This window comes from Providencia sp. 2023EL-00965, assembly GCF_033550225.1.
Lineage (GTDB): Bacteria > Pseudomonadota > Gammaproteobacteria > Enterobacterales > Enterobacteriaceae > Providencia > Providencia manganoxydans.
The window spans coordinates 253,101-277,686 of sequence record NZ_JAWUEH010000004.1 but is presented as its reverse complement, the minus strand read 5'-3'; the positions used below and the strand labels follow the sequence as shown (position 1 = coordinate 277,686).

The following is a 24,586-nucleotide window of genomic DNA, read 5'->3' as shown; positions in this document are numbered from 1 at the left end:
GAATAAACGAGATGACTGCAATTATGTTATTAATTATAGTTAAATAATGATATATCCATAGTGATAGCAAAAATGGTTGTGAAGAAATGAACATTTTTGCATGCAAATATTTCATATGATCGACAGATGTAACGCTGGATTATCTAGACTTGCTGTTTTAGAGTACGCGCACACCTGCAATTTTATATTTATAAAAATCGTTATGCTTTAAATAATTCAAGTTACAGTTAGGCGACCAGTGAGTCGCTAGGAGCCCATAGCAGTGGGTGGCTAGTGCGAGTGAATGAAGTCAACAACACTGTAACTTGAAGTATGACGAGTATATACCGTTTGTGGAGAATCGAATGTCATCTCTGAGTAAAGAAGCCGAGCTGGTTCATGCTGCGTTGGAAGCTAGAGGGTTAGAAACCCCATTACGCATTCAGCCTAAATCAGGCGCAGAGCGTAAGCAACTGATTGAAGGGCACATGACAGAGATCATGAAGTTACTGAATTTAGATTTAACGGACGACAGTTTAGCGGATACACCAAAACGTATTGCTAAAATGTATGTTGATGAAATTTTTTCAGGTTTAGATTACGCCAACTTCCCTAAAATTACCGTCATTGAAAATAAAATGAAGGTTGATGAAATGGTCACAGTGCGTGATATTACCCTGACTAGCACTTGTGAGCATCATTTTGTCACTATTGATGGTAAAGCGACAGTTGCATATATTCCAAAAGATAAAGTGATCGGCCTGTCAAAGATTAATCGTATCGTGCAGTTTTTCTCACAGCGCCCACAGGTACAAGAGCGTCTGACGCAGCAAATTTTAGTCGCATTACAAACCTTATTGGATACCAATAATGTCGCGGTATGTATTGATGCGGTGCATTATTGTGTGAAAGCGCGTGGTATTCGTGATGCAACCAGTGCAACAACCACGACTTCCTTAGGTGGATTATTTAAATCGAGCCAAAATACCCGCCAAGAGTTTTTGCGTGCGGTACGTCATCAATAACTTATGATGGCAGCAACAGTATCGCCTGAGTCTCAAGGACGTATTTATTGTCTTGATGCAGTTCGCGGCATAGCAATTCTTGGTATTCTATTAATGAATATTTTTGGATTTGCGTTGCCGCAAATGGCATATATGAATCCCGTTTACACCTCATCTGTAGAGACACCGGATATCACTATTTGGGTGATTTTCAACCTGTTGGTTCAAGGTAAATTCCTAGCTATTTTCTCAATTTTATTTGGTGCCACATTAGCGTTATTGCATCGGCGAGGGCAACGATGGAATGCCTGTCGTCTCGTGATATTAGCTATTTTCGGTATTATTCATGGTGTTGGATTTTGGGAAGGTGATATTTTGCTGGCCTATGCATTAACAGGGCTGGTTGCAGTATTATTGTTTTATCAAAAAAGTGAATACAACTTACTTAAGATTGCCTGTGCTATTTATGTCATTGGCCTGATGATTTTGTTTGTATTGGGTAGCTTAATCGATGCCAATGATTTTTGGATTGTTTCTGATGAACAAGCCCTCTTTGAGTTATTACAAAAAACAACGGGGGGGATGGTAGGGCTAACCTATAGAGCGCAATCTGTTTGGAATATGATTGAAATGTTATTCATTCAGTATGGTTGGCAATTATTGGGGCTGATGATCGTAGGATTTCTACTATTGCGTAATGGTTGGCTACAAGGGCGATTTAGTACTCAGCATTATCGACGCATGGCATTAATATTCATTTTTCCCGCCTTATTGGTACAGCTAGTGTCTCTGTATTTGCAGAGTCGATTTGGATGGAGTTATTTTTCAACATCAATCGTGGGCTATATCATTAATGAATTGATGATACCGTTACAATCCCTCGGTTATATCGCCTTAGTTTATGGTTTTTGGCAGACGATTGAAGGTCGTTTATTGGCAAAAATCTTACAATCTATTGGTCGCATGGCTCTCACGAATTACTTATTGCAAACACTGATTTGTACTACCATTTTTTATCACTTAGGCTATTTTAATTCTTTTTCACGGAGTGAATTACTGGGGTTTATTGTGCCGATTTGGTTGGTTAACATGCTATTTTCTTATTGTTGGTTACGATTTTTTAACCAAGGGCCGATAGAATGGCTATGGCGTAAGTTAACCGATCGCTTATATGTTGTTTTGCGTTAAAGTTAATCAGGTAACCAAATGATACTGGTTACCTTGAAACAAATTAAAAGTTTTTGCTTATTTCATCTGGTGAGACCGCTGGGTAGCCTTTAATCCCCTCGGGCATTTTTATCGGGGCGGGGATCGACTCTTGTTCCCCTAAAAATTTAGGTTCTCGATTTAAAATATAGAGATCTGCTAACGCACCTAAACGAGCAAATACCTCGCGCACTCTCACTTTAAACATCGCTTTTGGTGTTGGAACCGCAAGACATTGAGCATCGATCCCTTTATGTTTTGCAATAAACAATGCCCGTTCACAATGGAAACGCTGAGTGATAATAGTAAAGTTATCAGTATCAAAGACTTTTTTGGTACGTACCACTGAATCGAGTGTTCTAAACCCAGCGAAATCAAGCACAATTTTTGATGCAGGAACACCTGCGTTAATTAGGTCTTTACGCATATTGATGGGTTCATTGTAGCTATGAGCGCCATTGTCACCACTAAGTAGCAAATATTTCACTTTGCCACTGTGGTAGGCATCAGCAGCACCTTGGATCCGATAGCTGTAATATAAGTTTTTTGCGCCAGATGCATAATATTTAGAGGTACCTAATACCATCCCAACATCACGCGCGGGAAGCTCTTCGACATTTTCATAAATATACGGAGCGGTGTCCCAAGCTATCCAACGGTCAAGTAAAATAATCGTTGCTAACGCTATCCCTAAAATGATGATCAGACCATAAAGCAGACGTTTCCGCATTGTCCTAGCCTAAATTTTTAATAGTCGTAATAGTAAGGCTACTTGACTTAAATTGGTGACGCAAGTCGAGCAACGTAAAATCCTGTCAATGGATTAACAATATTCGAGATGACTGAGGGCTTGTGCTGATTTTTGCATCACGGGCACGAATTCTAGTAGTGATTCGAGCGGTGTGCGAATTGCCGGAGCATGGGTATAAATACAAGCAATTAATCGATTTTTTTCATCTTTAACGGGAACTGCACAAGCCACCATGCCATCAATAAACTCTTCATTATCTGTACTGATTTCCATGTGTGCAATCTTATCAATTTGCGCATTCAGTTCAAACATATCAACTAATGTATTGCGGGTCATTTGATGAATAGGAAGTGCTTTTAGTAAGCTTTGCCGTTTAGATTCGCTGAGGCTAGCAAGATACAATTTGCCGCTGGCGGTGCACCATAAAGGTGTACGGCTGCCCTCAGGTAGATTAATTTGTAAAGGCCAATTGGCTTGAATTCTTTCGTAATACAGCATTTCTAACCCATTGGGTACGGATATCCCACAGGTTTCATTGATTTCATTGGCAAGTGTTCTGAGAATGACTTGGCGTGCGGATTTAAAGCGAACACTATTCCAAACGCCTTGTGATATTTGAAAAAAGCGGTTACCAGGTTCCCAGAGCCCACGCAAATTCATTTGTAAATAGCCATCTTGTTTCAATTGAGCAAGTAGGCGGTGAACAGTTGGTTTGGGGATCGCCAAATCATGGGCAATGTCAGCAGGTGAAAGAGGATTATCTGATTTGGCAATATGTTCAAGGATCGCCAAAACTCGTGTTACGGCTGAACTTTTATCATGCTGCGTATTCAATATGCGGTTTCTCTTAACATAAATTTTTGGTTATGTTGGCATTATCGCAGGCGCGAATCAAGAAATCTATTGGGGAAATGAGCGCGCTTCCCTTGATCAGAGAGAAGCGCAGGTAAGTTACTTCATGGTTGGCATGGAGAATTCAGCGCCTTCACGCAGGTTGGCTGATGGCCAACGTTGTGTGATCGTTTTGCGGCGAGTATAGAAACGTACACCATCAGGGCCATAGGCATGTAAATCACCAAATAGCGAATTTTTCCATCCACCAAAACTGTGGTAAGACACCGGAACGGGGAGTGGAATATTGATCCCGACCATTCCTACCTGAATGTAATCAGCAAAGTAGTTTGCCGCTTCACCATCGCGTGTATAAATACAAGTACCGTTGCCGTATTCGTGTTCATCAATCATATCCATCGCTTCTTGCATGGATTTAGCACGGATCACTTGTAGCACAGGGCCAAAAATCTCAGCCTGATAGCTATCCATTTGTGTCGTCACATTATCGATGAGTGTTGCGCCAACAAAGAAGCCGTTTTCATAACCACTGACTTGTGTTTTACGGCCATCGACAACGATAGTCGCACCTTGTTGCTCTGCGCTTGTGATATGTCCAAATACTTTTTGTTGATGTTCACGGGTGATCACAGGGCCAAAATCGTTATTTTTATCACTGTAAACGCCCATTTTTAGTGATGACATTCTATCTTTCAGTTGGCTAACCAACTCATCAGCAATGTCATCACCGATAGCGACAGCCACCGATAGCGCCATACAACGTTCACCAGAAGAGCCAAAAGCGGCACCTAACAGTGAATTAACCACGTTTTCCATATCCGCATCTGGCATAACAATCGCGTGGTTTTTAGCTCCACCAAGCGCTTGGCAGCGTTTGCCATTAGCGGTTGCAGTTGCATAAATGTATTGAGCAACAGGTGTAGAGCCAACAAAACTCACTGCTTTAACACGTTTATCCGTTAATAAGGTATCTACGGCTTCTTTATCACCATTAACAATATTAAATACGCCGTCAGGTAGCCCTGCTTCTTTTAATAGCTGACCGATATATAGGGTTGCACTAGGGTCGCGCTCTGAGGGTTTAAGCACAAATGTGTTACCACAAACTAAGGCGAGTGGATACATCCAAAGCGGTACCATGGCAGGAAAGTTAAAAGGTGTGATCCCCGCAACTACGCCTAGAGGTTGGAAATCACTCCATGAATTAATGCCAGGGCCGACGTTTTTACTGAATTCGCCTTTTAAGATCTCAGGTGCACCACAGGCATATTCAACGTTTTCAATACCACGTTGCAATTCACCGGCTGCATCATGAACGATTTTGCCGTGCTCTTGGCCGATTAAACGGCAAATTTCATCGGCTCTTTCTTCCAGCAATTGCTTATAACGAAACATAATGCGTGCACGTTTCATCGGAGGCGTATCACGCCATTGAGGAAATGCGGCATGGGCTGCACTGATAGCGTCTTCTACGGTTGTTTTGGGGGCAATGGCAACTTGACGACTGACTTCACCCGTCGCTGGGTTATAAATATCTTGCAAGCGTGAATGGGTTTCATTGCTTGCGCCATTAATAAAGTGTCCAACGATACTCATAGTATTTCTCCTGCTTAATTCCAAAGTTGGGTATAGATAGCAACCATCTCTTCAATAGTCGGGATCCGAGGGTTATTGTTAGGAGAGCCAGACGCTTCCGCTTGTTTTGCCATGGTCTCGACCACCGAGAAAAATTGCTGTTTATCAATGCCGAACTCGGCTGGTGTTGGCACGGAGAGTTCGCGATTGAGTTCGACAAGGGTGTTGATCAGTTTTTCACAAGCCACATCATCACTGTCTGTTTCTTGTGCAAATGTTAAGGTACGTGCGCAGACGGCATAACGTTGCTTGGCTGACTCTAATGAAAAACGGGTTACAGCAGGGAGCAACATGGCATTCGATAAACCATGTGGAACATGGAAAAATGCGCCAATAGGGCGGCTCATGCCATGAACTAATGCAACCGAAGCGTTAGAAAATGCAATGCCAGCGAGCGTAGAGCCTAGCATCATCGCCTCTCGTGCCACTTTGTCATTACCATCATGGTAGACTTTTCGTAGATTTGGCCCGATCAGTTTCATGGCACATAGCGCTTGGCTATCTGAATAGAGATTGGCTTTACGACTGACATAGGCTTCGATAGCGTGTGTCATTGCATCAATACCAGTGTCTGCGGTGGTTCTTGCTGGTACGCTGAGGGTTAAGTTGTAATCAACGATTGCGGCAGTAGGCATAAAACCAGTGCCCATACACATTAATTTTTCATCCGTTTTTTCATCAGTAATAATAGTCACTCGAGTACATTCAGAGCCTGTTCCTGCTGTGGTTGGAATGGCAATAATCGGTAACCCTTGTTCTTCAACTTGACGTGGAAAACGGTATTCATTGATGACACCGCCGAGTTTGCCAATAACGGCAATTGCTTTGGCACTGTCAATTGGGCTACCACCCCCTAATGCGATGACTGAATCAAAATCAGCACTTCTGACTTTTTCTATACCTGCTTGGATAGACGCCGCAGTTGGTTCAGGAACCGTATCTGAATAAACGTCACTTTCAATACCAGCTTGAGACAAAATAGTTTGTAAATTATTGAGATAACCTAGTTTTACCATCATATTGTCGGTGACAATTAAGGGTTTTTTACTCTTTAGGCCTTGTAAAACATTTGGTAAACGTTTGATTGAGTCATGACCAATTTCCAGTGTTCGGGGTAGCACAATCGTAGACATAATGATTTCCTTTTAGAATGAGCCAAATAGTGATCCGAGGCTGATGACGACAATGAGCCCCAGCACACTGCCAACAACGGTCACCATAAAAATATCGAAATAAGATCGTTTGTGGGTCAGGCCACAAATCGCCAATAATGAAATAACAGCACCATTGTGCGGTAGGGTATCTAAACCACCTGATGCCATTGCAGCGACGCGATGTAATAATTCAGGTGAGATACCCGCAGCATCAGCCATTTGTAAGAAATGTTCGCCCATCATGCTCAGTGCGATACTTAAACCGCCAGAAGCCGATCCTGTTGTACCCACTAGCATGCTGATCACAATGGATTCTGAAATCAGTACGTTACCTGCGGAAATGCTCAATAAGTAATTACTGATCACGGCAAAGGCAGCAAGAGAAGCGATAACGGCGCCATAACCCACTTCCGATGCGGTATTAAAGATAGGCAGTAAAGAACCCATAACCCCTTTGTTCATGGTTTCTTTGAGATTTTTCCAACGTGACCAATTTAAAATAATGATGGTGACGCAGGACAGAACTAATGCACCAATGATCGCCCATAATCCTAAAACGCTGTTGAGAGCCGTGTTACCGTATTTGTCTTCTGAAAGATATGCGGTATCCATTAAAGGGATCACTTTACTAAGCAAGTAGTTACAAGAAACGACTAATATGATGGGTAATAGAGCCTTCCAAAGCGCAGGTAAATGGCGATGTTCATCATCGGTAGGCTTTTCAGGAGCATGATAGGTATCACCATAGCCCTCTGCGGCATGTTTCGCCTTACGCACTCGATAGCTTAGCCAACCATAACCCGCGGCAAACATGACCGCTGAGCCAATCAACCCTAAACCGGGGGCGGCGAAGGCATCAGTTCCAAAGAAAGGCATTGGGATGGTATTTTGAATGGCTGGTGTGCCCGGTAATGCTGTCATGGTAAAACTGAGTGAGCCGAGGGCAATAGCGCCGGGGATCAAGCGTTTGGGTATAGCAGCAGCATGGAAAATAGCGGCAGCAATAGGGAAAATGGCAAAACCAACGACAAATAGTGAGACGCCACCGTAAGTTAAAATACTACAGGTGATCACAACCGCTAGCAGGGCGCGATGTCCCCCTAACTTTCTCACCAGCGAATAAGCGATGGATTGCGCTGAACCTGAGTCATCCATCAATTTTCCGAATACGGCACCCAATAAAAATAATGGAAAATATTTTACGACGTAGCCGCCTAGTCCTGTCATAAAGACTTGTGTGTAGACCCCAAATAGCTGAGAAACTTCACCGCTCATCATGACGGCAAACAGAGCCAGTATTGGCGCTAAAATCAATACACTCACGCCCCGATATGCAAAATACATCAACATCAGTAGGGAAAGAACAATGCCTAGGATACTCAACATAACTGTTTCTCCAGTGTTATTAATCTCAGCCTGATTGTCTAAATTTAATTTTTTAGGCTGCGAAATAATCTTGTTATTAATTTGTATCGTTAGTTGATATGAATTGTATTAATAGATGAGATCATTTGGTTAAGCAAATCCGTTGTGACAAAAAAGAAAAGAAAAAGCGCTTAGATCACAAAAAAATTAACAATTCATTAATAACTCGTGACTGAGATCTCAAACATTCTTAAATAAAAATTTCGGATAAGTAATAAAAGGAAGGGAGGGACAGCGTGCTTTTTCACAGCCTAATGGTTTTTCCAATATCAGATAATGATGTGAAATTGATCACGTAAACCAATACAAGTGATAACGTTGCTATGATTTCAATTGAAATAAAAATTCATTAGTAGTAATTTTTTGTGAAATTTAATTTCAATTGAGGTGATGTCATGTCAGTAACCGAAAATACACTCAGTGATTGCTTGCAAAATGAGCTCAATCAAGACACGTTGCAGTTTTCGCGTTTAGACACCTTATCCATGCTAACAGAGATTAATCAAGCTGATAGCACGGTCGCTACCTCTCTACAGGAAGTGTTACCTGAAATTGCCAATGTGGTTGATGTGATTGCAGAGCGCTTAAAGCAAGGAGGGAGGATATTTTATGTCGGCGCTGGAACTAGCGGGCGGCTTGCTGTCCTCGATAGCGCTGAATGCCCTCCAACATTTGGTACATCGCCTGAATTAGTGCAATCGATTATTGCGGGTGGACAGGCCGCGATGTTAAAAGCAGTTGAAAATATTGAGGATTCTGTTGAAGCCTCCGTTGAGGAGCTTAAACAGCGTGGCGCAAGCGAAAAAGATGTGATTATTGGTATTGCAGCGAGTGGACGAACGCCTTTTACCTTATCAGCGATTGAGTATGGCAATCAATTAGGTGCACTGACGGTGGCTATCACCACACGTGGTCATAGTGTGCTAAGTGAGCTTGCACAATATGCGATTGCTCCTGATGTGGGAGCTGAAGTGCTTTCTGGCTCGACTCGAATGAAAAGTGGTACGGCGCAAAAAATGATTTTGGGTATGCTCAGCACTTGTGTGATGGCACGTTTAGGGCGAATTCACACTAATTTAATGATTGATGTGGTGGCAAATAATATCAAACTGCTGCGCCGTGCCGAAAGAATTGTTGGGGAAGTGTGCCAGATCGATATGCAAACAGCCGCAGAGTTGTTAAAGCAAGTGGATTATCATCCACGACGCGCAATTTTAATGTATGAACTTAATATTAATGCACAGCAAGCGACGGATATTGTTCAGAAAAATCCAAATACCAGTTTGGATCTGATGCTGAATAGCTACCGCGAGTAACGTCAATACTGGGGAAATTATATGGCTAACAAGATAGAACATCTGGAAGTACTCGCCAAAGAAATAGAAAAACAGGCGGGTGGATTCGAAAACGTGGCGACGTTGACTCATTGTATGACACGTATTCGTTTAGTTTTAAAAGACAATAGCAAATTCAATGCAGAGGCTCTGAAACAAGTCGAAGGTGTGAAAGGCGTTGTCTTTAATGGTGAACAGCAACAAGTCATTGTGGGGATGGGAACCGCGGCTAAAGTTTTTTCGGTAATGAATAAAAGAATGCAGGGTAGTGGCCTGACGAATGAAAGTAGCATTGCTGCTAGTTCCGAGAAAAAACCTTTTTCAATTCGTCGCATGTTAAACACGCTTGCCGCTATTTTTGTACCAACCATTCCTGCGTTGATTGGTTGCGGTCTCATTATGGGGCTGATTAATATTGTGCGTCTAGTCGCACCGGGTGTGGTGGAGCAGTTCCCTGAACTGTTTAAATTATTGAAATTGATCGGTAGCGCCGTTTTTACCTATCTCTCTATCATGATTGGTGTGAATACCGCGAAAGAATTAGGGGCATCAACCTCAATTGGTGCGGTTATGGCAGGGCTGCTAGCGATGCCTGGCTTGGCCGATATCACATTATTTGGTGAGAAATTACAGCCAAACAGTGGCGGGATCTTTGCTGTACTGATGGTGGTGGTATTCTCTTCTAAATTTGAAGTGTGGTTTAGAAGTATCATTAAAGAGAGCCTCGATCTTATCGTAACGCCATTTGTGACCATTTTAGTGTCAGCTATGGTGGCTTTGATTGTGTTCCAACCTGCGGGGCATTATCTCAACCAAATCTTGTCTCAAGGCGTTTCTGTCGCATTGCTAAACAGTGGAGGTGGCGCAGTGGCGACAGGGGGCATTTTAGGTGGCAGCTTCCTATTTTTATTACTTACAGGTTTGCATCAAGGCTTGATCCCCATTCATGCTGAAATTTTGCAAACTTTTGGCTTAAATTACCTATTCCCAATCTTAGCGATGGGAGGAATGGGGCAAGTCGGTTCTTGTTTCTGGGTATTCCTGAAAACTAAAAATCAACGCCTGAAAAAAACCTTAGTTGGTGCTTTACCTGTGGGGATCTTTGGGGTTGGCGAACCATTATTGTTCGGTGTGTCATTACCGCTGGGTAAACCTTTTATTGCTGGCTGTATTGGTGGTGCCGCTGGTGGGGCATTAATGGCCTTCTTCCATGTGGGGATTATTATTCCGTTTGGAACGGCTGGCTTATCATTAATACCGTTAGTTGGAGATGGGCAAATTCTTGATTTTCTGATTGCGGTAGCTGGCGCATGGATTGTCGGTTTCATTGCCAGTATGATAATAGGCTTCAACGATCCAGAAAAATAATAATAAGGAATAGCCATGTCAACACTGACGGTAAAATTGGAAAGTTTATTGACCCGAGGCAAAGGTACCGAGCAACGTATCGCCCATTTTTTGCTCGAAAGTCGTGATAGCATTGTTTCGATGAATGCAGCTGAACTTGCTCAAGCTGCTGGGGTAAGCAGTGCTTCAGTTATCCGTTTTGCGCGCCAAATGGGTTACCGTGGCTATCCTGAATTTAAAGTTGACTACTTATCCGATGAAAAGCAGCACAAAGCCGAGAGTTTGTATGGCAATCTGAGCCGTAATGATGATACGGCTCAGATTATCGCTAAATCAGGGCAAATGTTTATTACGGCAATTGAAAAATCAGTGGGATTACTAGAGCCGCTGACGGTGGATGCAATCGCACAAAAAATTGTTGAAGCAAAACGGGTTGTAGTATTTGGGATCGGATCTTCAGCGATTGTGGCTAATGATATTTTTCTTAAATTGATCCGTGTGAATAAACATGCGTTGTTTAGTCCTGACCTGCATGTTCAACTCGGTTATTCGGCAAACTTGAATGCAAGTGATTTAGCAATCGCTGTCACTGCAAGGGGCAATACCCCTGATATCAATTATATGCTGAAATCAGCTCATGAAAGTGGTTGTACGACTGTCGCATTAACCCGTTTTGGGCAAGATGAAGCAGCGCGCCTTGCTGATTATACTTTGCCTTATTTCTATGATGAACAGCACTCCCAGCTTGGTGTGATCACGCCACAAGTATTGCAAATGGTCATATTTGATACACTATTTTTTAAGTATTTAACCCTCGCCAATAAAGATGCAGATATTGCATTACACAAAGCACGGCAAGCCGTAACCCGGGCAGGATAAAACCTAATGATTTTAACTGAGTTAGCCATCGGAGCATTGATTGGCTTGATTATTAGCACCACAGGTGTCGGTGGTGGTGTGATTGTTTTACCGATACTGACCTATTTTTTTGGACTCAATGCATTAGCCGCGGTGGCAACAGCAAACTTCTTATCCATGTTGATGAAAGTCTCTTCGTCATATATGCATTTTCGATTAGGCAATATTCCATTAAAAGGCGCGTTGATTGTATTGGCAATTATGTTGCCAAGTACATTTTTATCGAGTTTATTGGTGACTTGGTTGGGAAGCATTCCGCAATATGAAAAACAGGTTGAATGGGGGATTAATTTGTTGGTTGCGGTGGCAATTATTTTTTCTCTGTACTTATTTATTCATCGTATGTTTTTTGCCAATCCAATTAAAAAAATAGCCATTAAAGAGAGCCAATTACGTGCAATGGCAGTGCCTGCGGTTATTGCGGGTATTGTATTAGGTGCGACAGGTGTGGGTGGCGGTGTTGTGGTATTGCCGATGCTGTTACGTTATATGCAGTTAAATATTAAGCAAGCTATTGGTACGTCAATTGTTGTTACCACGGTTTTATCAGGATCTTCTGCGTTAGCTTATGCGCAGGACGGTCACACTGATTTAAAATTGGCACTCATTTTATGTGCAGGGGCATTACTCGTAATGCCATTGGCGAAATATTTGCTGGTGACATTATCTGAACGCACTTTCCAATATATTACACTGTTACTTATTGTATGCAGTGCCATCATGATGACGCTAAAAGTGTTTATGCTTTAAATAATTCGAGTGAAATGCTGTAATCTGAATGATAATGAAGAAATGCCATTAATGCTCCCCTTGGTTATACCAAGGGGATATTCATTACTGATTTGCACCAGTCACTTCTTTTTGGATTTCTTGATAAATAAATTCACGTTCAAACAATAAATCTTCATCGGTTGAGAAAGAGATACTGTAGATAGCAAATATCAGCAAAACAGCAGCTATTGCGGTAATCAACAGGTCAATAAGGTAGGATTTCTTTGCTGAAATCACATAGCCTAAGCTAACCAATGCACCAATCACGGCCCCCCCCACATGCGCTGCATTATCCACCCCAGACTGCATACCATTAACTAAAGTTAACGCAATCATGGCAATAATATTGTATAGCTGGCGTTTTAGTTTGGCATTTTCGATATCAGGGACATCTGGTGAGTTAATCGTTTTGAGCAAATAGATCACTGATGCGGCCGCTAGCCCCATAATGGCGCCTGATGCACCTACACCGATAGTAATATACACCGTATTATTTATTGGCATATATAAACTAAATGAATCAACTGCCTTGAGTGATTCTTGGTATTGCCAGTAGGCACTAAATAAGGCTGCACCGATGCCAGAAATAATATAAATAGATAATAATTTAAATTTGCCATAAACCCGTTCGCATTCAATACCAATGACTAATAAGGCAAGACTATTAAAACCAATATGCATCGCATCTGAATGCAAAATCATGCTGATGGGATAACGCCACCAATCACCTGTTAGTGAGAGTTGGTAGATATTTGCACCAAATAACAATAAGTTGCTTTCTCGCGATTCGAGCGGTGATGCAAAGGCGATTTGATAGAAATAAACAGCGATATTGAATAGCACAAGGATCAGCGTTAATGCCATGGCTTTCAATGAAATACGCGGTTTGGATGCAGGTGGTGTGTAGTTTGGTTGTTCAGACATATTAAGTCCTTATAATAATATTTATACTTGCCATACTTTAAGCTACAAGAGTTTTGACTCAATTCATTAGTTAGTGGTGCTGGATCTTTAGAGTATAAAATGTGCCAAAATTTTAGTTTATATCCAATATCTGAAAAATGAGGTCAAAAACTAAAAAGGGCGCTAAATAGCGCCCTGAGGTTGCTGACGAAGCGAGATAAAAGCGTGGTTTTCCCGCTCCGTGCTATCAGCTGAAAATCAATAAATTGATTTTCCTCGTTTATTTCAGAACCCTAACGACTACCGCCAAACATGATAGGTTTGTCAACAGTCTAAGAGCGCTAAATAGCGCCTTTAACCTATTCGGAAATTAGAATGATGTCCGTTTATAAGTACGATATTCAGGTTTCCAGAAATTGCGTTCAATCGCCTCTTCCAATGCACTGTCTGAGGTCACGGTAGCGACACCCTGTACCTGCGCTTCTTTTGCAACTTGTTTCGCAATAAAACGCGAAACTTGTTGGATATCAGACAATGGTGGCAATAGTGAACCATCACCTGCTTTAGCGAGTGGAGAGCACTCAGCTAACGCACGGCTGGCTGCCATTAGCATATTTTCAGTGACGCGTTTAGCGCCTGAAGCAATCACTCCTAAGCCGATACCTGGGAAGATATAAGAGTTATTACACTGAGCGATAGGGTAGACCTTATCTTTATAGGATACTGGTGCAAATGGGCTACCTGTTGCGACTAATGCTTTGCCATCAGTCCAGTTAATAATATCTTCTGGACGAGCTTCAACACGTGAGGTTGGGTTAGACAGTGGCATGACGATTGGGCGCTCACAGTGTTTGTGCATCTCTTTGATGATTTCTTCGGTGAACAAACCTGCTTGACCTGAAACACCAATCAAGATAGTTGGCTTAGCATTGCGGACCACATCTAATAACGAAATTGAATCGCTGTTCACATCCCAGTCAGCTAAATTGCCACTATTTTGAGTCAATTTACTTTGGAAATCTAGCAAGTTAGGGAGTTTATCGGTTAACAAGCCAAAACGGTCAACCATATAAATGCGTGAGCGTGCTTGCTCATCGCTCAAACCTTCAGATTTCATTTGCGCAACAATTTGTTCAGCAATACCACAACCTGCGGAGCCTGCGCCTAAGAAAGTCACTCGTTGGTCGCTCAGTTTACTGCCAGCAGCATGGCTAGCTGCGATCAAGCTACCTAAGGTTACCGATGCGGTACCTTGAATATCATCGTTAAAGCAGCAAAGCTCATCGCGATAACGGTTTAACAATGGCATTGCATTCTTTTGCGCAAAGTCTTCAAATTGCAACAGCACATTTGGCCAACGGCGTTTTACGGCTTGAATAAATTCGTCAATAAATTGGTCATATTCTTCGCCAGTAATACGTGGATGACGCCATCCCATATACAGCGGATCATTTAGACGCTGTGGGTTATTGGTTCCCACGTCAATCACGATCGGCAAAGTATAAGCTGGGCTGATGCCACCGCAAGCGGTATACAAAGAAAGCTTACCGATAGGAATACCCATGCCGCCGATGCCTTGGTCACCGAGACCTAAGATACGCTCACCATCAGTGACTACAATCACTTTCACGTTTTGTTTAGTGGCATTTTGCAGCATATCATCGATGTATTCACGGTTTGGATAAGAAATGAATAAACCACGAGCACGACGATAGATATCAGAGAAGTGTTCACACGCTTCACCAACCGTCGGGGTATAAATAATTGGCATCACCTCAGTGAGGTGCGCATCAATCAGACGGTAGAATAGGGTTTCGTTGGTGTCTTGAATATTTCTTAAATAAATGTGTTTATCGATATCTGTTTTGAAGTCGATTAACTGGCGATAAGCGCGCTCTACTTGTTCTTCGATAGTTTCAACTTGCTCAGGCAGTAAACCATACAGGTTAAAATTTGCACGTTCTTCTTCGCTAAAGGCACTGCCTTTATTCAATAAAGGAAATTCTAGCAGGATAGGGCCTGCATAAGGTATGTACAGAGGGCGTTTTGTTTCGTATTCATGTTCCATGAAATATCACTCTTTGGACGATTAAAAAACAACAGTCGGGATAGATCCTAAGGCAAACAAAAAATATGTACAGTGATTATTGATACAAAGAGTTAAAATAAATGTTAAATAATATTATTTGTATAATAAACAGCATAATAGCTAATTTAAATCAACAGAGAAACTGTACTACCTAAGAGATTGTTATCGTGAGGAAGACTATCTTCAGTATGCTGAGTCTAAGGGATATGTTGTGGATACTTGCCATAATCCCGATTATCAGATTGATATAATTTAAAAAATAACCTAACGAATTTATTATTTAATTCCATACCTTATTATATATTGACCAGCGTTTTTATTTTTAATATTTTTATAGTATTGTTTTTTATATGTTGATAGTTGCTGATTTAATGTGTTTAATATTCCAATCGCAATTCGAAACTATTTGAAAGTTGATGAAGACAACTTTTTTTTGCTTTATCATTAATACGAATATTCTATCCTAATAATGCCTATGAGGGCGGAGAATGAGCTTCTTTCTTTATGATAAAAAAGTTATGAGGTTAATACTTATTTTTATAATAAATATATTGTTCAGTTTTATTTGTTTGGCAAAATCACGGGGTGAATTTAAAAAAACAATAAGTATTGTTGATGATTATCTCTATACACAAGAGCTAAAAAAAGAAAAGGAGGCACAATTAAATTATATGTCACCTTTTAGTATTATAATGATTGATTATTTTAAACAAGTAATGAAGGAACATAGTTTACCGGTTAGTGATAATTTAATTAATTCGATTATTTGTGCACATAAATTTGAATATATAGATTTGACTAATAAAAAAGTAGATGATGATAAAGGCCTTGAGTATCATATTGATGATATCAACTATAAAAAAGCCAATGTAATATATAATAAAATAATAAATGATTATAATTTGCCTAACGACGTATGGATCTTAACTGTTCCTTTTGATTTATTAAATGATCACCAAAAAGAAGCTTATTGGAAAATCATGTTAAGTGCAAAAACAGAAAGTAAAAAATACATATTTATCGCGAATATTATTCGTATGGTTGAAGAAAAAGTAAAGTATGCATCTAAAGAAGAAAAATCCAGAATATGTAAATGGTTAAAAAGGATAAAAAGAACAACGGTATACTCAGAACATATCCTTCCTAAGAAATATTAAAATAGCAATATACTCGTCATACTTCAAGTTGTAGTGTTGTTGACTAGGCTCACCCGCACTCGTCACCTACTTATGTAGGCTCCTAGCGACTCATTCACTTGTCGCCTAACTGCAACTCGAATTATTTAGAGTATATTCTCCTTGCCTATCTTCACTTGTCGCACTTTTCGTTAGGGGATAGTGACTGCGCTACGTTTACTGAATTATAGCGTTTGTATATGCTCTCCATCTATCTTTGTTTATCGCTGACCTGCAATTCGAATTATTTAAAGTATAGGTTATGAAATAGTTAGTATTTTTATCATATATTGCTACAAGATTTTATTTTATGTCATTCTATAAAAGACGTGTGTTCATTTTCGATAAATAATCATTGTATGGTTATTTTCAATAAAAGGAATTTTAATGAGACGACTTACTGGAATAGCCGATTTTTTTCATTTTAAAAAACTATCATTATCCGCTGTTTTGTTTCTTATATCGTTATCAGTATCTGCGAATACAATTAATAGCAATAATTACCTCAATAATCAAAATACATCAAAATATCATTTAATTAATCACCGTGAATTAGATAACCAACAGCTAACAGGATACACGGGACGTTATCCTATATTAGCCAAAAGTATGTTAGCAGAAGACAGTATCTTTTCAATGGTTGCAATGCAGTACTTTCGTGCGGTTCTTTTTGAGCATCAGATAATATTCACAGCAAAGCAACTTAAACAGATGCAGATGGATATGGCAGAAGGTTATCTTGAATTCCTTGAAGGAAAATTTAAACAAGGAAATAGTACTATTGATGGTGATATTAATTTTAAAGAAATTAGTCAGTTACATAAAAAGGTATATGCAAAATATAAAATCCCGATTGAAGCATGGATATTAAAACCTATTTTTGATGAATTATCAGAAAATGAAAAAGAAGAGTATTGGATAAAAATTTTGGACTCAACAGGTTATATGCATAAAGAGTTTACTTTTTCTCATCTTATTATGACTAAGATGATTGAAAAACTAAAGCATGTATCAGCTTCAAAGCAAGAAAATCTTTATAAGGTTTTAAGAAGAATTAGTCATACAACAGTATTTTCAAAATTTTCTATCGTGGCAAGAGAATTTATTATAGCAAGCATGGTACATATGGAAAACAAACGCAAATAAGGTAGCTATATGTGTCTTAATTATTTAACTTCTAAAGTTAATTTAATAAGGTTAGCAATATTTTTTTTAATTATATTTATTGTGAGTCCACTAGCAGCCCACGCTGGTAATCGAAAGGGATTTGTTTGTGGGAAATTTCATCAAAATGTAATGGAAGTTCCAATTGAGTATATTTATATGTTTGCAGAATACGAAGGCGCAAGTTATTGGGATCCTGATTTTATTAATAATAAAAAAGGATGCGATGCTAATTTTCGTGTATTGCCATTATTAGTCTCTTGGCCTGATATGCAAGCGAGTGAATACTGGGAAAGAGATGATGGGCTGATGATTGCGATTACACCAATAGAAGTGAATGAGCCTTATATGACGAGAATTCATAATAATTTTATGAATTCAATTCATCATGGCGCTCAAGGTGAATTGTTATATGATGATGAATCTGATCTCTATTTTACTGAATTCATTAGTATGCTAAATAATGGAGCAGTAAAATTATTAAAACATAAAAATGATCCTCATTATGATGATGAAAGAAGAGTTGGGGTGTATTGGGATAATATAGAGGGCGAGGTCACTACAGTATCTAGATGTCAATGGACACCTATAACAAGAAAATATTATGCCTGCTATATGCATTTTCTTATGCCGGAAATTGGGGCTCGTGTAAAAGTACGTTTTTCTTATGGTAAACTCCCATTATGGGAGAAAATTAGACGTAAAACGGAGTTATTTTTATTAGATCATATTAAAAATTAAGGAAGATAGATATGCAAAATACATTAAATAATTGCCACCAAATAAATGGCGGCAATTAAATGTTTAACAAATTAATCTAAATAAGTCACTTCTTTTTGCTGGCAACCGAGTGCTTGCAAAGTGTTCTCCGTAATACACCATTGCTTAACAATTGCATCTTGCTTTTCAACTAATACCGCTTGCTCGATAGAATGCATATCTTTGCCCGCTAAATTAATCATAATTAATGCGGCTTGGAGTGGTGGCAAGCTTGGATTAAAGGCGGCGTTTTCAGCGTAGCGACCAGTGAATAATGAACCATCTTTTAACTGTAGTGCAATACCTGAATGCGATTGGCTATAAGGTGCATGTGACTGGTTTGCTGCCTCAATAGCCGCACATAACAAGCGATTACGACTCGGTGTGCTGTAACCATGATCGACAGTATCCATCAGCAGAGTTGTGATCTCTAAATCGGATGGGCCAAATGAATCAGGTAAGTAATCATGTAATGTTGCTGGCTGACGCTCAGGGAGGTGTACTTCAATTTTACCACCACCACGCAATTCATTCATAAACTGTCGGCAGTGACCGCATGGCGTATAGTTGACCGTGATCGAAGCCAACTGTTTTTCACCTTTTAACCATGCATGGGTCACGGCACATTGCTCTGCGTGGATAGTTTGCGCGATAGCGACGCCACTGAATTCCATATTAGCGCCGAAGTAGATGTTACCACTTACACCACGGGCAATAGCCCCGACATTAAAGTGCGAAATTGGGGTAACAGCATAGGCCGCCGCGAAAGGTAATAATAAAAATGCCAGCTCGCTGTCACTATAACCGCAATCAGCCTTAATCTGATTAACTTGTTCGGCACTCAGCATCGCTTGAAAATCAGGTGTATCAATAATGGGTCTGAGCGCAACTTGTAACTTTTCTGGGAGTTGAGACCAAGCGGACTTAAATCTTGAATGCATGAGTAGTTCTCCTAGTGACTTACTTACATTTTTTATACTCAATTGCAGCGTTTTGCATTGGGGGATACTTTCTACGCTCTTCGTGAGTTATGGGGTTCCCGTTCAGCTGCATCTCAAGTGTTTAGAGTATATGTAATAAATTATCACTTAATATGTGATTAACATCCCTTTTTCTATGAAATTAATGAAACAAATTGTGTAATTGAGAGATGTATCTCAAGTTTTTGGCGGTAAGCCTCTGACTGACTGCTGACAAACGTATTTTGTTTGGCGGTAGTCGTTGAGGTTATTTGACCTAAATTAGGAAAATCAAATTATTGATTTTCGGCTGATAACACGAAGCGGAAAAAACTGATTTCATTCCTCTTCGTCAATAAGTTGAGAGAGGCGATAAGCCTCTCTCATATTGTATTGAGTTTAGCCGAAAAGATGGAGTATGACTGGGAAGATAAACGGAGCGAGTAAAGAGGTAATGATCCCACAAGTCATTAATGCTAATGAGCTATAAGCGCCTTCAATATAGTTGATTTCTGCACAACGGGCAGTACCTAATGCGTGAGACGCAGTCCCCATTGCTAACCCTCTTGAAGCATGTGTACGAATACGTAGGGCATCAAATAAGGAATGGCCAAACATCGCTCCCAACATACCCACAAAAATCACGCAAGCAGCACTAATTGCTGGAACACCGCCAATTGAATCAGCGACAGCCATGGCGATTGGGGTCGTAACGGATTTTGGTAAGATAGAGGCGGCAATGTCGGGTGTTGCACCTAACCATAAGGCAATCGATGTACCAGTAAACATAGCCACTAAGCTGCCGGCTAAGCAGATACTAAACAGTGATTTCCATTGGGCGCGAATTTGATGCATTTGCTCATAAAGAGGAAAGGCGAGTGCGACAACCGCCGGTTGTAGCAGGTCATTAAGGATTTTACTGCCTGCAAAGTAGTGTTCATAAGGGGTATTGGTAAAAATGAGTAACGGAACAATAATCGCTATCGCCACTAATAATGGGTTTAATAGTGGTAGTTTTAATTTAATCGATAAAATCCGTGCCAGATAAAAAACGGCAATAGTTAACGGTAGTGACCACCAAATATGTTCTAACATTTTCCATCCCCCTTATCTTGCTGATTATCCGGTGATATATGAGTTGGCTCTTCAGGGGGAAGAGGAACCTCGTCTGGTTTTACACCAACAATTTGACGTTCTTTATGGATATAGTTAGAGCTGAAAGCAACCACAACCATCACCACTAACGTACTAATAAAGCAGGCAACAAGGATTGGAACCAGTTGTTCGCTTAATTGGCTATAATAATTCATGATGCCGATACCAATAGGTACAAACAATAACGTCATATTCTTTAGCAATATTGAACAACCAGGTTGCGCCCAGTGCGCAGGCACAATTTGAAGAGCGAGTAGCACAAACAGTATTAGCATACCGATGATACTACCGGGAACAGAAAATGGCAGAAGTGTTGATAACAGGTTCCCAATGATCAGGCAGAGATAAAGAATCGCAAAAGCGCGTAAATACTGCCATCCGGTTATCAGCACATGTTTTAATGACATGAGACTCGTCCTATTACGCTAAGTGCATTCATCATACAATTAACTTTATTATTGTGCTAGGGATCACAGTTAAAAGATGAAAAAAAAGCAAAGGATCAAGGATCCTCTGCTTCTCATTTAATTATTCGCTCTTTCCTAGGTAGGATCCGCTATTTTATTTCACTTGCATACCTGGTTGAGCACCGCTGTCAGGACTCAGTAGGAAAATATCTTTTCCGCCGGGGCCAGCAGCCATTACCATACCTTCTGACAGTCCAAAACGCATTTTACGCGGAGCTAAGTTTGCGACCATGATAGTCAAACGGCCTTCAAGTGCTTTTGGATCAGGGTAAGCACTACGAATACCAGAGAAAACTTGGCGAGTTTCACCACCAATATCCAGTTGCAGTTTTAGTAACTTATCAGAGCCTTCAACAAAATCAGCTTGTTTGATCAACGCGATACGCAGATCAACCTTAGCAAAATCATCAAAGCTGATGGTTTCTTGAAGAGGATCATCTGCAAGTGGGCCAGTCAGAACTTTAGCGGGTTTGATGCTTTCTTTAGACGCTTCAACCATTGCTTCAACTTTTGCCATTTCAATACGTGAGAACAGAGCTTTAAATGGCGCGACTTCATGATGAGTTAATGGCGTAGCGATTGAGTCCCATGTTAGTTCGACATTCAAGAATGCTTCGGTACGTTTTGCAAGGCCTGGCAAAATAGGTTTCAAGTAAGTCATTAACACACGGAACAAATTGATACCCATTGAGCAGATATCTTGCAGTTCTTGGTCTTTGCCTTCTTGTTTTGCAACAACCCATGGCGCCTTTTCGTCCACATAACGGTTAGCAATATCGGCGAGTGCCATAATTTCACGCACAGCTTTACCGTATTCACGGCTAGTATAGGCTTCACCAATTGACTGTGCTGCATCAATAAATTGCTGATACAGCTCAGGATCAGCTAATGTTGCTGATAATTTACCGCCAAAACGTTTAGCGATAAAACCGGCGTTACGGGATGCTAAGTTAACCACTTTATTGACGATGTCACTGTTTACGCGTTGCACAAAGTCTTCTAAGTTCAGGTCGATATCATCGATACGCGATGAAAGCTTAGCGGCATAATAATAACGCAAGCAATCTGCATCAAGGTGATCTAAATAGGCGCGAGCAGTAATAAAAGTCCCGCGTGATTTAGACATTTTTGCACCATTAACGGTGACATAACCATGAACAAATAGATTGGTTGGTTTGCGGTATTCACTGCCTTCAAGCATTGCTGGCCAGAACAAGCTATGGAAATAAACGATGTCTTTACCGATAAAATGATACAGATCGGTTTTTGAATCTTTATTCCAAAACTCATCAAAATTGAGGTCGCCACGCTTATCACAGAGGTTTTTAAATGACCCCATGTAACCAATTGGTGCGTCTAGCCAAACATAGAAGTATTTACCCGGTGCATCAGGGATCTCGAAACCGAAATACGGCGCATCGCGGGTAATATCCCATTGTTGTAAACCTGATTCGAACCACTCTTGCATCTTATTGGCGACTTGTTCTTGCAGCGCACCTGAGCGAGTCCAAGCTTGTAGCATGTCGCTAAATGCAGGTAGGTCAAAGAAAAAGTGTTCTGTTTCACGCATTACTGGCGTAGCGCCAGATACCACTGAACGCGGGTTAATCAGTTCTGTTGGGCTGTAAGTTGCGCCACACACTTCACAGTTATCGCCATACTGATCTTCTGCTTTACAGGTAGGGCAAGTACCTTTTACGAAGCGATCTGGTAGGAACATGCCTTTTTCAGGATCGTACAGTTGTGAAATAGTACGGTTTTTAATAAAACCGTTATTTTTTAATTTGCTGTAGATAAGTTCTGATAGCTGCTTGTTTTCTTCACTGTGGGTCGAGTGATAGTTATCATAACTGATAGCAAAACCAGCAAAATCTTCCTGATGCTCTTGGTTCATTGCTGCAATCATTTCTTCCGGTGAAATTCCCAGCTGTTGGGCTTTCAACATGATTGGCGTGCCGTGTGCGTCATCTGCACAGATAAAATGAACCTCTTTGTCGCGCATTCGCTGATAACGGACCCAAATATCAGCCTGAATGTGCTCCAGAATATGACCGAGATGGATTGAACCGTTAGCATACGGTAACGCACAGGTTACCAATAGTTTATTTGCGACTTGAGACATAGTAATGATCTTACTTCCATTAATAAAAAGGGACTTTGATGTTACCCGATCACAACTTTCGCTGCTAGGGTAATAGGATATTAATTGCCAAATCAGACAAAAAAGGGTTTTTTTGCTGTTGAGTGTCTTTTAGTTGGTAAGGCGCTCACTATTTTGATGGTTTCTGGTATGATGAATAGTAGTCAAAGTATCATAGTGTTAAAAATATAAAATAAAGGAGCCGGGATGAACGATAAATCCCCCGAGCAGAACAATCCAGAACTGCTGACTGAAAAAGTCTCCACTGTTTTGGCTTCATTTACACACCCAACACTGAAACGTAATCTGATATCTATCAAAGCATTACATCATTGTGCACTGTTGGATAATGTGTTGCATGTCGAATTAGTGATGCCGTTTGTGTGGAAAGGGCCATTTCAGGCTCTGATCAGCGAAAAAACGGCAGAATTGAAAAAAGTAACCGGTGCTCATGCGGTTGAGTGGAAACTGCGTCATGATATCACGACACTAAAACGTGCTAATGATTTAGCGGGTATTAATGGTGTTCGTAATATTTTGGCGGTGAGCTCAGGTAAAGGTGGGGTGGGTAAATCCAGTACCTCTGTCAACTTAGCACTGGCTTTGGCACAAGAAGGAGCGAAAGTCGGTATTCTTGATGCTGATATTTATGGCCCATCGATTCCAAACATGTTAGGAACCACCATGGAGCGACCAACCTCTCCAGATGGTCAACACATGGCGCCTATTATGGCATACGGTCTGGCCACCAACTCTATCGGTTATTTAGTTACTGATGACAATGCGATGGTATGGCGTGGTCCTATGGCAAGTAAAGCACTGATGCAGATGTTGCAAGATACTTTATGGCCTGACTTAGATTATCTGGTTATCGATATGCCGCCGGGAACGGGGGATATTCAGTTAACACTTTCACAAAATATCCCAGTAACAGGTGCTGTTGTAGTAACAACGCCACAAGATATTGCATTGGTTGATGCAATGAAAGGGATCGTTATGTTTAAGAAAGTTAACGTTCCTGTACTTGGTGTGGTTGAAAATATGAGTGCGCACATTTGTAGCAACTGTGGTCATGTTGAACCTATTTTTGGTACCGGTGGTGCTGAAAAACTGGCTGAAAAATATAATACCCAGCTGTTAGGACAAATCCCTCTACATATTTCATTGCGTGAAGACTTAGACCGTGGCCAGCCTACAGTGATGCGTGATCCTGAAGGCGAGTTTGCTGATATTTATCGCGAAATTGCTTCTAATATCTCTTCATTGATGTATTGGGAAGGTGATAAAATCCCAACAGAGATTTCATTCCGCGCAGTATAAAATCCAGTAAGCTTAAAGGATCTACTCTTTAATTATGTAGATCCTTTAATATTTATTCCTTCCAAATTGTTTTTCCCTC

At 40.6% G+C, this 24,586-nt stretch carries 21 protein-coding genes; 10 read left to right on the top strand and 11 right to left on the bottom strand.

From position 1 onward, the window contains the following. Window positions 1-344: 344 nt before the first annotated feature. Together folE and yeiB are read left to right on the top strand one after the other, a co-directional pair. The gene (folE, locus tag SC428_RS07900; RefSeq protein ID WP_070924976.1) at window positions 345-1,004 is read left to right on the top strand and encodes a GTP cyclohydrolase I FolE; all 660 of its coding nucleotides are present in this window, start codon (window positions 345-347) and stop codon (window positions 1,002-1,004) included. 6 nt (window positions 1,005-1,010) lie between these two features. Next, window positions 1,011-2,171, top strand: coding sequence for a DUF418 domain-containing protein YeiB (yeiB, locus tag SC428_RS07895; protein ID WP_318706972.1), 1,161 nt, complete (start codon window positions 1,011-1,013; stop codon window positions 2,169-2,171). Window positions 2,172-2,214: 43 nt separating this feature from the next. Here yeiB and sanA read toward each other — a convergent pair whose 3' ends face one another. The 5 genes from sanA to SC428_RS07870 all read right to left on the bottom strand — a co-directional run bounded on the left by sanA (window position 2,215) and on the right by SC428_RS07870 (window position 7,967). Then, window positions 2,215-2,919, bottom strand: a complete 705-nt coding sequence (gene sanA, locus SC428_RS07890; RefSeq protein ID WP_070924975.1) for an outer membrane permeability protein SanA — start codon at window positions 2,917-2,919, stop codon at window positions 2,215-2,217. Window positions 2,920-3,012: 93 nt separating this feature from the next. Then, window positions 3,013-3,774, bottom strand: a complete 762-nt coding sequence (locus SC428_RS07885) for an IclR family transcriptional regulator (RefSeq protein WP_081335822.1) — start codon at window positions 3,772-3,774, stop codon at window positions 3,013-3,015. A gap of 117 nt (window positions 3,775-3,891) precedes the next feature. Beyond that, complete coding sequence (locus SC428_RS07880; RefSeq protein ID WP_272581053.1) at window positions 3,892-5,388, bottom strand: CoA-acylating methylmalonate-semialdehyde dehydrogenase; 1,497 nt, start codon at window positions 5,386-5,388, stop codon at window positions 3,892-3,894. Between the two features lie 14 nt (window positions 5,389-5,402). Beyond that, window positions 5,403-6,560, bottom strand: a complete 1,158-nt coding sequence (locus SC428_RS07875; RefSeq protein WP_180355045.1) for an iron-containing alcohol dehydrogenase — start codon at window positions 6,558-6,560, stop codon at window positions 5,403-5,405. 12 nt (window positions 6,561-6,572) lie between these two features. Next, window positions 6,573-7,967, bottom strand: coding sequence for a GntP family permease (locus SC428_RS07870; protein WP_140180608.1), 1,395 nt, complete (start codon window positions 7,965-7,967; stop codon window positions 6,573-6,575). A 434-nt stretch (window positions 7,968-8,401) separates the two neighbouring features. Between SC428_RS07870 and murQ the strand changes: the two genes are divergently transcribed. From murQ to SC428_RS07850, 4 genes are read left to right on the top strand one after another with little or no spacing between them, the layout of a single operon-like run. Further along, entirely contained in the window at window positions 8,402-9,322 is a 921-nt protein-coding gene (gene murQ / locus SC428_RS07865) for an N-acetylmuramic acid 6-phosphate etherase (protein ID WP_318706890.1), read from the top strand. Between the two features lie 21 nt (window positions 9,323-9,343). Further along, window positions 9,344-10,708 carry a PTS transporter subunit EIIC gene (locus tag SC428_RS07860; RefSeq protein ID WP_070924971.1) on the top strand — a complete coding sequence of 455 codons (1,365 nt, stop codon included), beginning with the start codon at window positions 9,344-9,346 and terminating at the stop codon, window positions 10,706-10,708. A 15-nt stretch (window positions 10,709-10,723) separates the two neighbouring features. Further along, a complete protein-coding gene (locus SC428_RS07855; RefSeq protein ID WP_318706887.1) occupies window positions 10,724-11,566 on the top strand; it encodes a MurR/RpiR family transcriptional regulator in 843 nt (280 codons plus the stop codon). Window positions 11,567-11,572: 6 nt separating this feature from the next. Beyond that, a complete protein-coding gene (locus tag SC428_RS07850; RefSeq protein ID WP_318706883.1) occupies window positions 11,573-12,355 on the top strand; it encodes a sulfite exporter TauE/SafE family protein in 783 nt (260 codons plus the stop codon). An 84-nt stretch (window positions 12,356-12,439) separates the two neighbouring features. On the opposite strand, the gene SC428_RS07845 is transcribed toward SC428_RS07850, so the two are convergent. Then, on the bottom strand, window positions 12,440-13,300 hold the full coding sequence (locus SC428_RS07845) for a rhomboid family intramembrane serine protease (protein WP_318706881.1): 861 nt from the start codon (window positions 13,298-13,300) through the stop codon (window positions 12,440-12,442). 349 nt (window positions 13,301-13,649) lie between these two features. Continuing rightward, on the bottom strand, window positions 13,650-15,347 hold the full coding sequence (locus SC428_RS07840) for an NAD-dependent malic enzyme (RefSeq protein ID WP_318706879.1): 1,698 nt from the start codon (window positions 15,345-15,347) through the stop codon (window positions 13,650-13,652). Between the two features lie 509 nt (window positions 15,348-15,856). Between SC428_RS07840 and SC428_RS07835 the strand changes: the two genes are divergently transcribed. The 3 genes from SC428_RS07835 (at window position 15,857) to SC428_RS07825 (ending at window position 18,448) form a co-directional block, all read left to right on the top strand. Next, window positions 15,857-16,525 carry a hypothetical protein gene (locus SC428_RS07835; protein ID WP_318706877.1) on the top strand — a complete coding sequence of 223 codons (669 nt, stop codon included), beginning with the start codon at window positions 15,857-15,859 and terminating at the stop codon, window positions 16,523-16,525. Window positions 16,526-16,930: 405 nt separating this feature from the next. Continuing rightward, window positions 16,931-17,689, top strand: a complete 759-nt coding sequence (locus SC428_RS07830) for a hypothetical protein (protein WP_318706875.1) — start codon at window positions 16,931-16,933, stop codon at window positions 17,687-17,689. A 9-nt stretch (window positions 17,690-17,698) separates the two neighbouring features. Beyond that, complete coding sequence (locus tag SC428_RS07825) at window positions 17,699-18,448, top strand: hypothetical protein (RefSeq protein ID WP_318706873.1); 750 nt, start codon at window positions 17,699-17,701, stop codon at window positions 18,446-18,448. A 71-nt stretch (window positions 18,449-18,519) separates the two neighbouring features. On the opposite strand, the gene cdd is transcribed toward SC428_RS07825, so the two are convergent. The 4 genes from cdd to metG all read right to left on the bottom strand — a co-directional run bounded on the left by cdd (window position 18,520) and on the right by metG (window position 23,169). After that, window positions 18,520-19,407, bottom strand: coding sequence for a cytidine deaminase (gene cdd, locus SC428_RS07820; RefSeq protein WP_070924964.1), 888 nt, complete (start codon window positions 19,405-19,407; stop codon window positions 18,520-18,522). 417 nt (window positions 19,408-19,824) lie between these two features. Further along, window positions 19,825-20,520 carry a CidB/LrgB family autolysis modulator gene (locus tag SC428_RS07815; protein WP_070924963.1) on the bottom strand — a complete coding sequence of 232 codons (696 nt, stop codon included), beginning with the start codon at window positions 20,518-20,520 and terminating at the stop codon, window positions 19,825-19,827. After that, window positions 20,514-20,987 (bottom strand): CidA/LrgA family protein, encoded by a 474-nt coding sequence (locus SC428_RS07810; RefSeq protein WP_070924962.1) that lies wholly within the window; start codon window positions 20,985-20,987, stop codon window positions 20,514-20,516. Before SC428_RS07810 ends, SC428_RS07815 begins: the two co-directional genes overlap by 7 nt. 154 nt (window positions 20,988-21,141) lie before the next feature. Beyond that, entirely contained in the window at window positions 21,142-23,169 is a 2,028-nt protein-coding gene (gene metG / locus SC428_RS07805) for a methionine--tRNA ligase (RefSeq protein WP_070924961.1), read from the bottom strand. Between the two features lie 225 nt (window positions 23,170-23,394). On the opposite strand from metG, the gene apbC reads away from it, so the two are divergent. Next, entirely contained in the window at window positions 23,395-24,507 is a 1,113-nt protein-coding gene (gene apbC / locus SC428_RS07800; protein WP_070924960.1) for an iron-sulfur cluster carrier protein ApbC, read from the top strand. Window positions 24,508-24,586 lie beyond the last annotated feature (79 nt).

What these genes read in the sequence shown, in the direction of transcription:
- folE (WP_070924976.1), top strand. Translation starts at nt 345, where the DNA reads ATGTCATCTCTGAGTAAAGAAGCCGAGCTGGTTCATGCTGCGTTGGAA.
- yeiB (WP_318706972.1), top strand. Translation starts at nt 1,011, where the DNA reads ATGGCAGCAACAGTATCGCCTGAGTCTCAAGGACGTATTTATTGTCTT.
- sanA (WP_070924975.1), bottom strand. Translation starts at nt 2,919, where the DNA reads ATGCGGAAACGTCTGCTTTATGGTCTGATCATCATTTTAGGGATAGCG.
- SC428_RS07880 (WP_272581053.1), bottom strand. Translation starts at nt 5,388, where the DNA reads ATGAGTATCGTTGGACACTTTATTAATGGCGCAAGCAATGAAACCCAT.
- SC428_RS07875 (WP_180355045.1), bottom strand. Translation starts at nt 6,560, where the DNA reads ATGTCTACGATTGTGCTACCCCGAACACTGGAAATTGGTCATGACTCA.
- SC428_RS07870 (WP_140180608.1), bottom strand. Translation starts at nt 7,967, where the DNA reads ATGTTGAGTATCCTAGGCATTGTTCTTTCCCTACTGATGTTGATGTAT.
- murQ (WP_318706890.1), top strand. Translation starts at nt 8,402, where the DNA reads ATGTCAGTAACCGAAAATACACTCAGTGATTGCTTGCAAAATGAGCTC.
- SC428_RS07860 (WP_070924971.1), top strand. Translation starts at nt 9,344, where the DNA reads ATGGCTAACAAGATAGAACATCTGGAAGTACTCGCCAAAGAAATAGAA.
- SC428_RS07855 (WP_318706887.1), top strand. Translation starts at nt 10,724, where the DNA reads ATGTCAACACTGACGGTAAAATTGGAAAGTTTATTGACCCGAGGCAAA.
- SC428_RS07850 (WP_318706883.1), top strand. Translation starts at nt 11,573, where the DNA reads ATGATTTTAACTGAGTTAGCCATCGGAGCATTGATTGGCTTGATTATT.
- SC428_RS07845 (WP_318706881.1), bottom strand. Translation starts at nt 13,300, where the DNA reads ATGTCTGAACAACCAAACTACACACCACCTGCATCCAAACCGCGTATT.
- SC428_RS07840 (WP_318706879.1), bottom strand. Translation starts at nt 15,347, where the DNA reads ATGGAACATGAATACGAAACAAAACGCCCTCTGTACATACCTTATGCA.
- SC428_RS07835 (WP_318706877.1), top strand. Translation starts at nt 15,857, where the DNA reads ATGAGCTTCTTTCTTTATGATAAAAAAGTTATGAGGTTAATACTTATT.
- SC428_RS07830 (WP_318706875.1), top strand. Translation starts at nt 16,931, where the DNA reads ATGAGACGACTTACTGGAATAGCCGATTTTTTTCATTTTAAAAAACTA.
- SC428_RS07825 (WP_318706873.1), top strand. Translation starts at nt 17,699, where the DNA reads ATGTGTCTTAATTATTTAACTTCTAAAGTTAATTTAATAAGGTTAGCA.
- cdd (WP_070924964.1), bottom strand. Translation starts at nt 19,407, where the DNA reads ATGCATTCAAGATTTAAGTCCGCTTGGTCTCAACTCCCAGAAAAGTTA.
- SC428_RS07815 (WP_070924963.1), bottom strand. Translation starts at nt 20,520, where the DNA reads ATGTTAGAACATATTTGGTGGTCACTACCGTTAACTATTGCCGTTTTT.
- SC428_RS07810 (WP_070924962.1), bottom strand. Translation starts at nt 20,987, where the DNA reads ATGTCATTAAAACATGTGCTGATAACCGGATGGCAGTATTTACGCGCT.
- metG (WP_070924961.1), bottom strand. Translation starts at nt 23,169, where the DNA reads ATGTCTCAAGTCGCAAATAAACTATTGGTAACCTGTGCGTTACCGTAT.
- apbC (WP_070924960.1), top strand. Translation starts at nt 23,395, where the DNA reads ATGAACGATAAATCCCCCGAGCAGAACAATCCAGAACTGCTGACTGAA.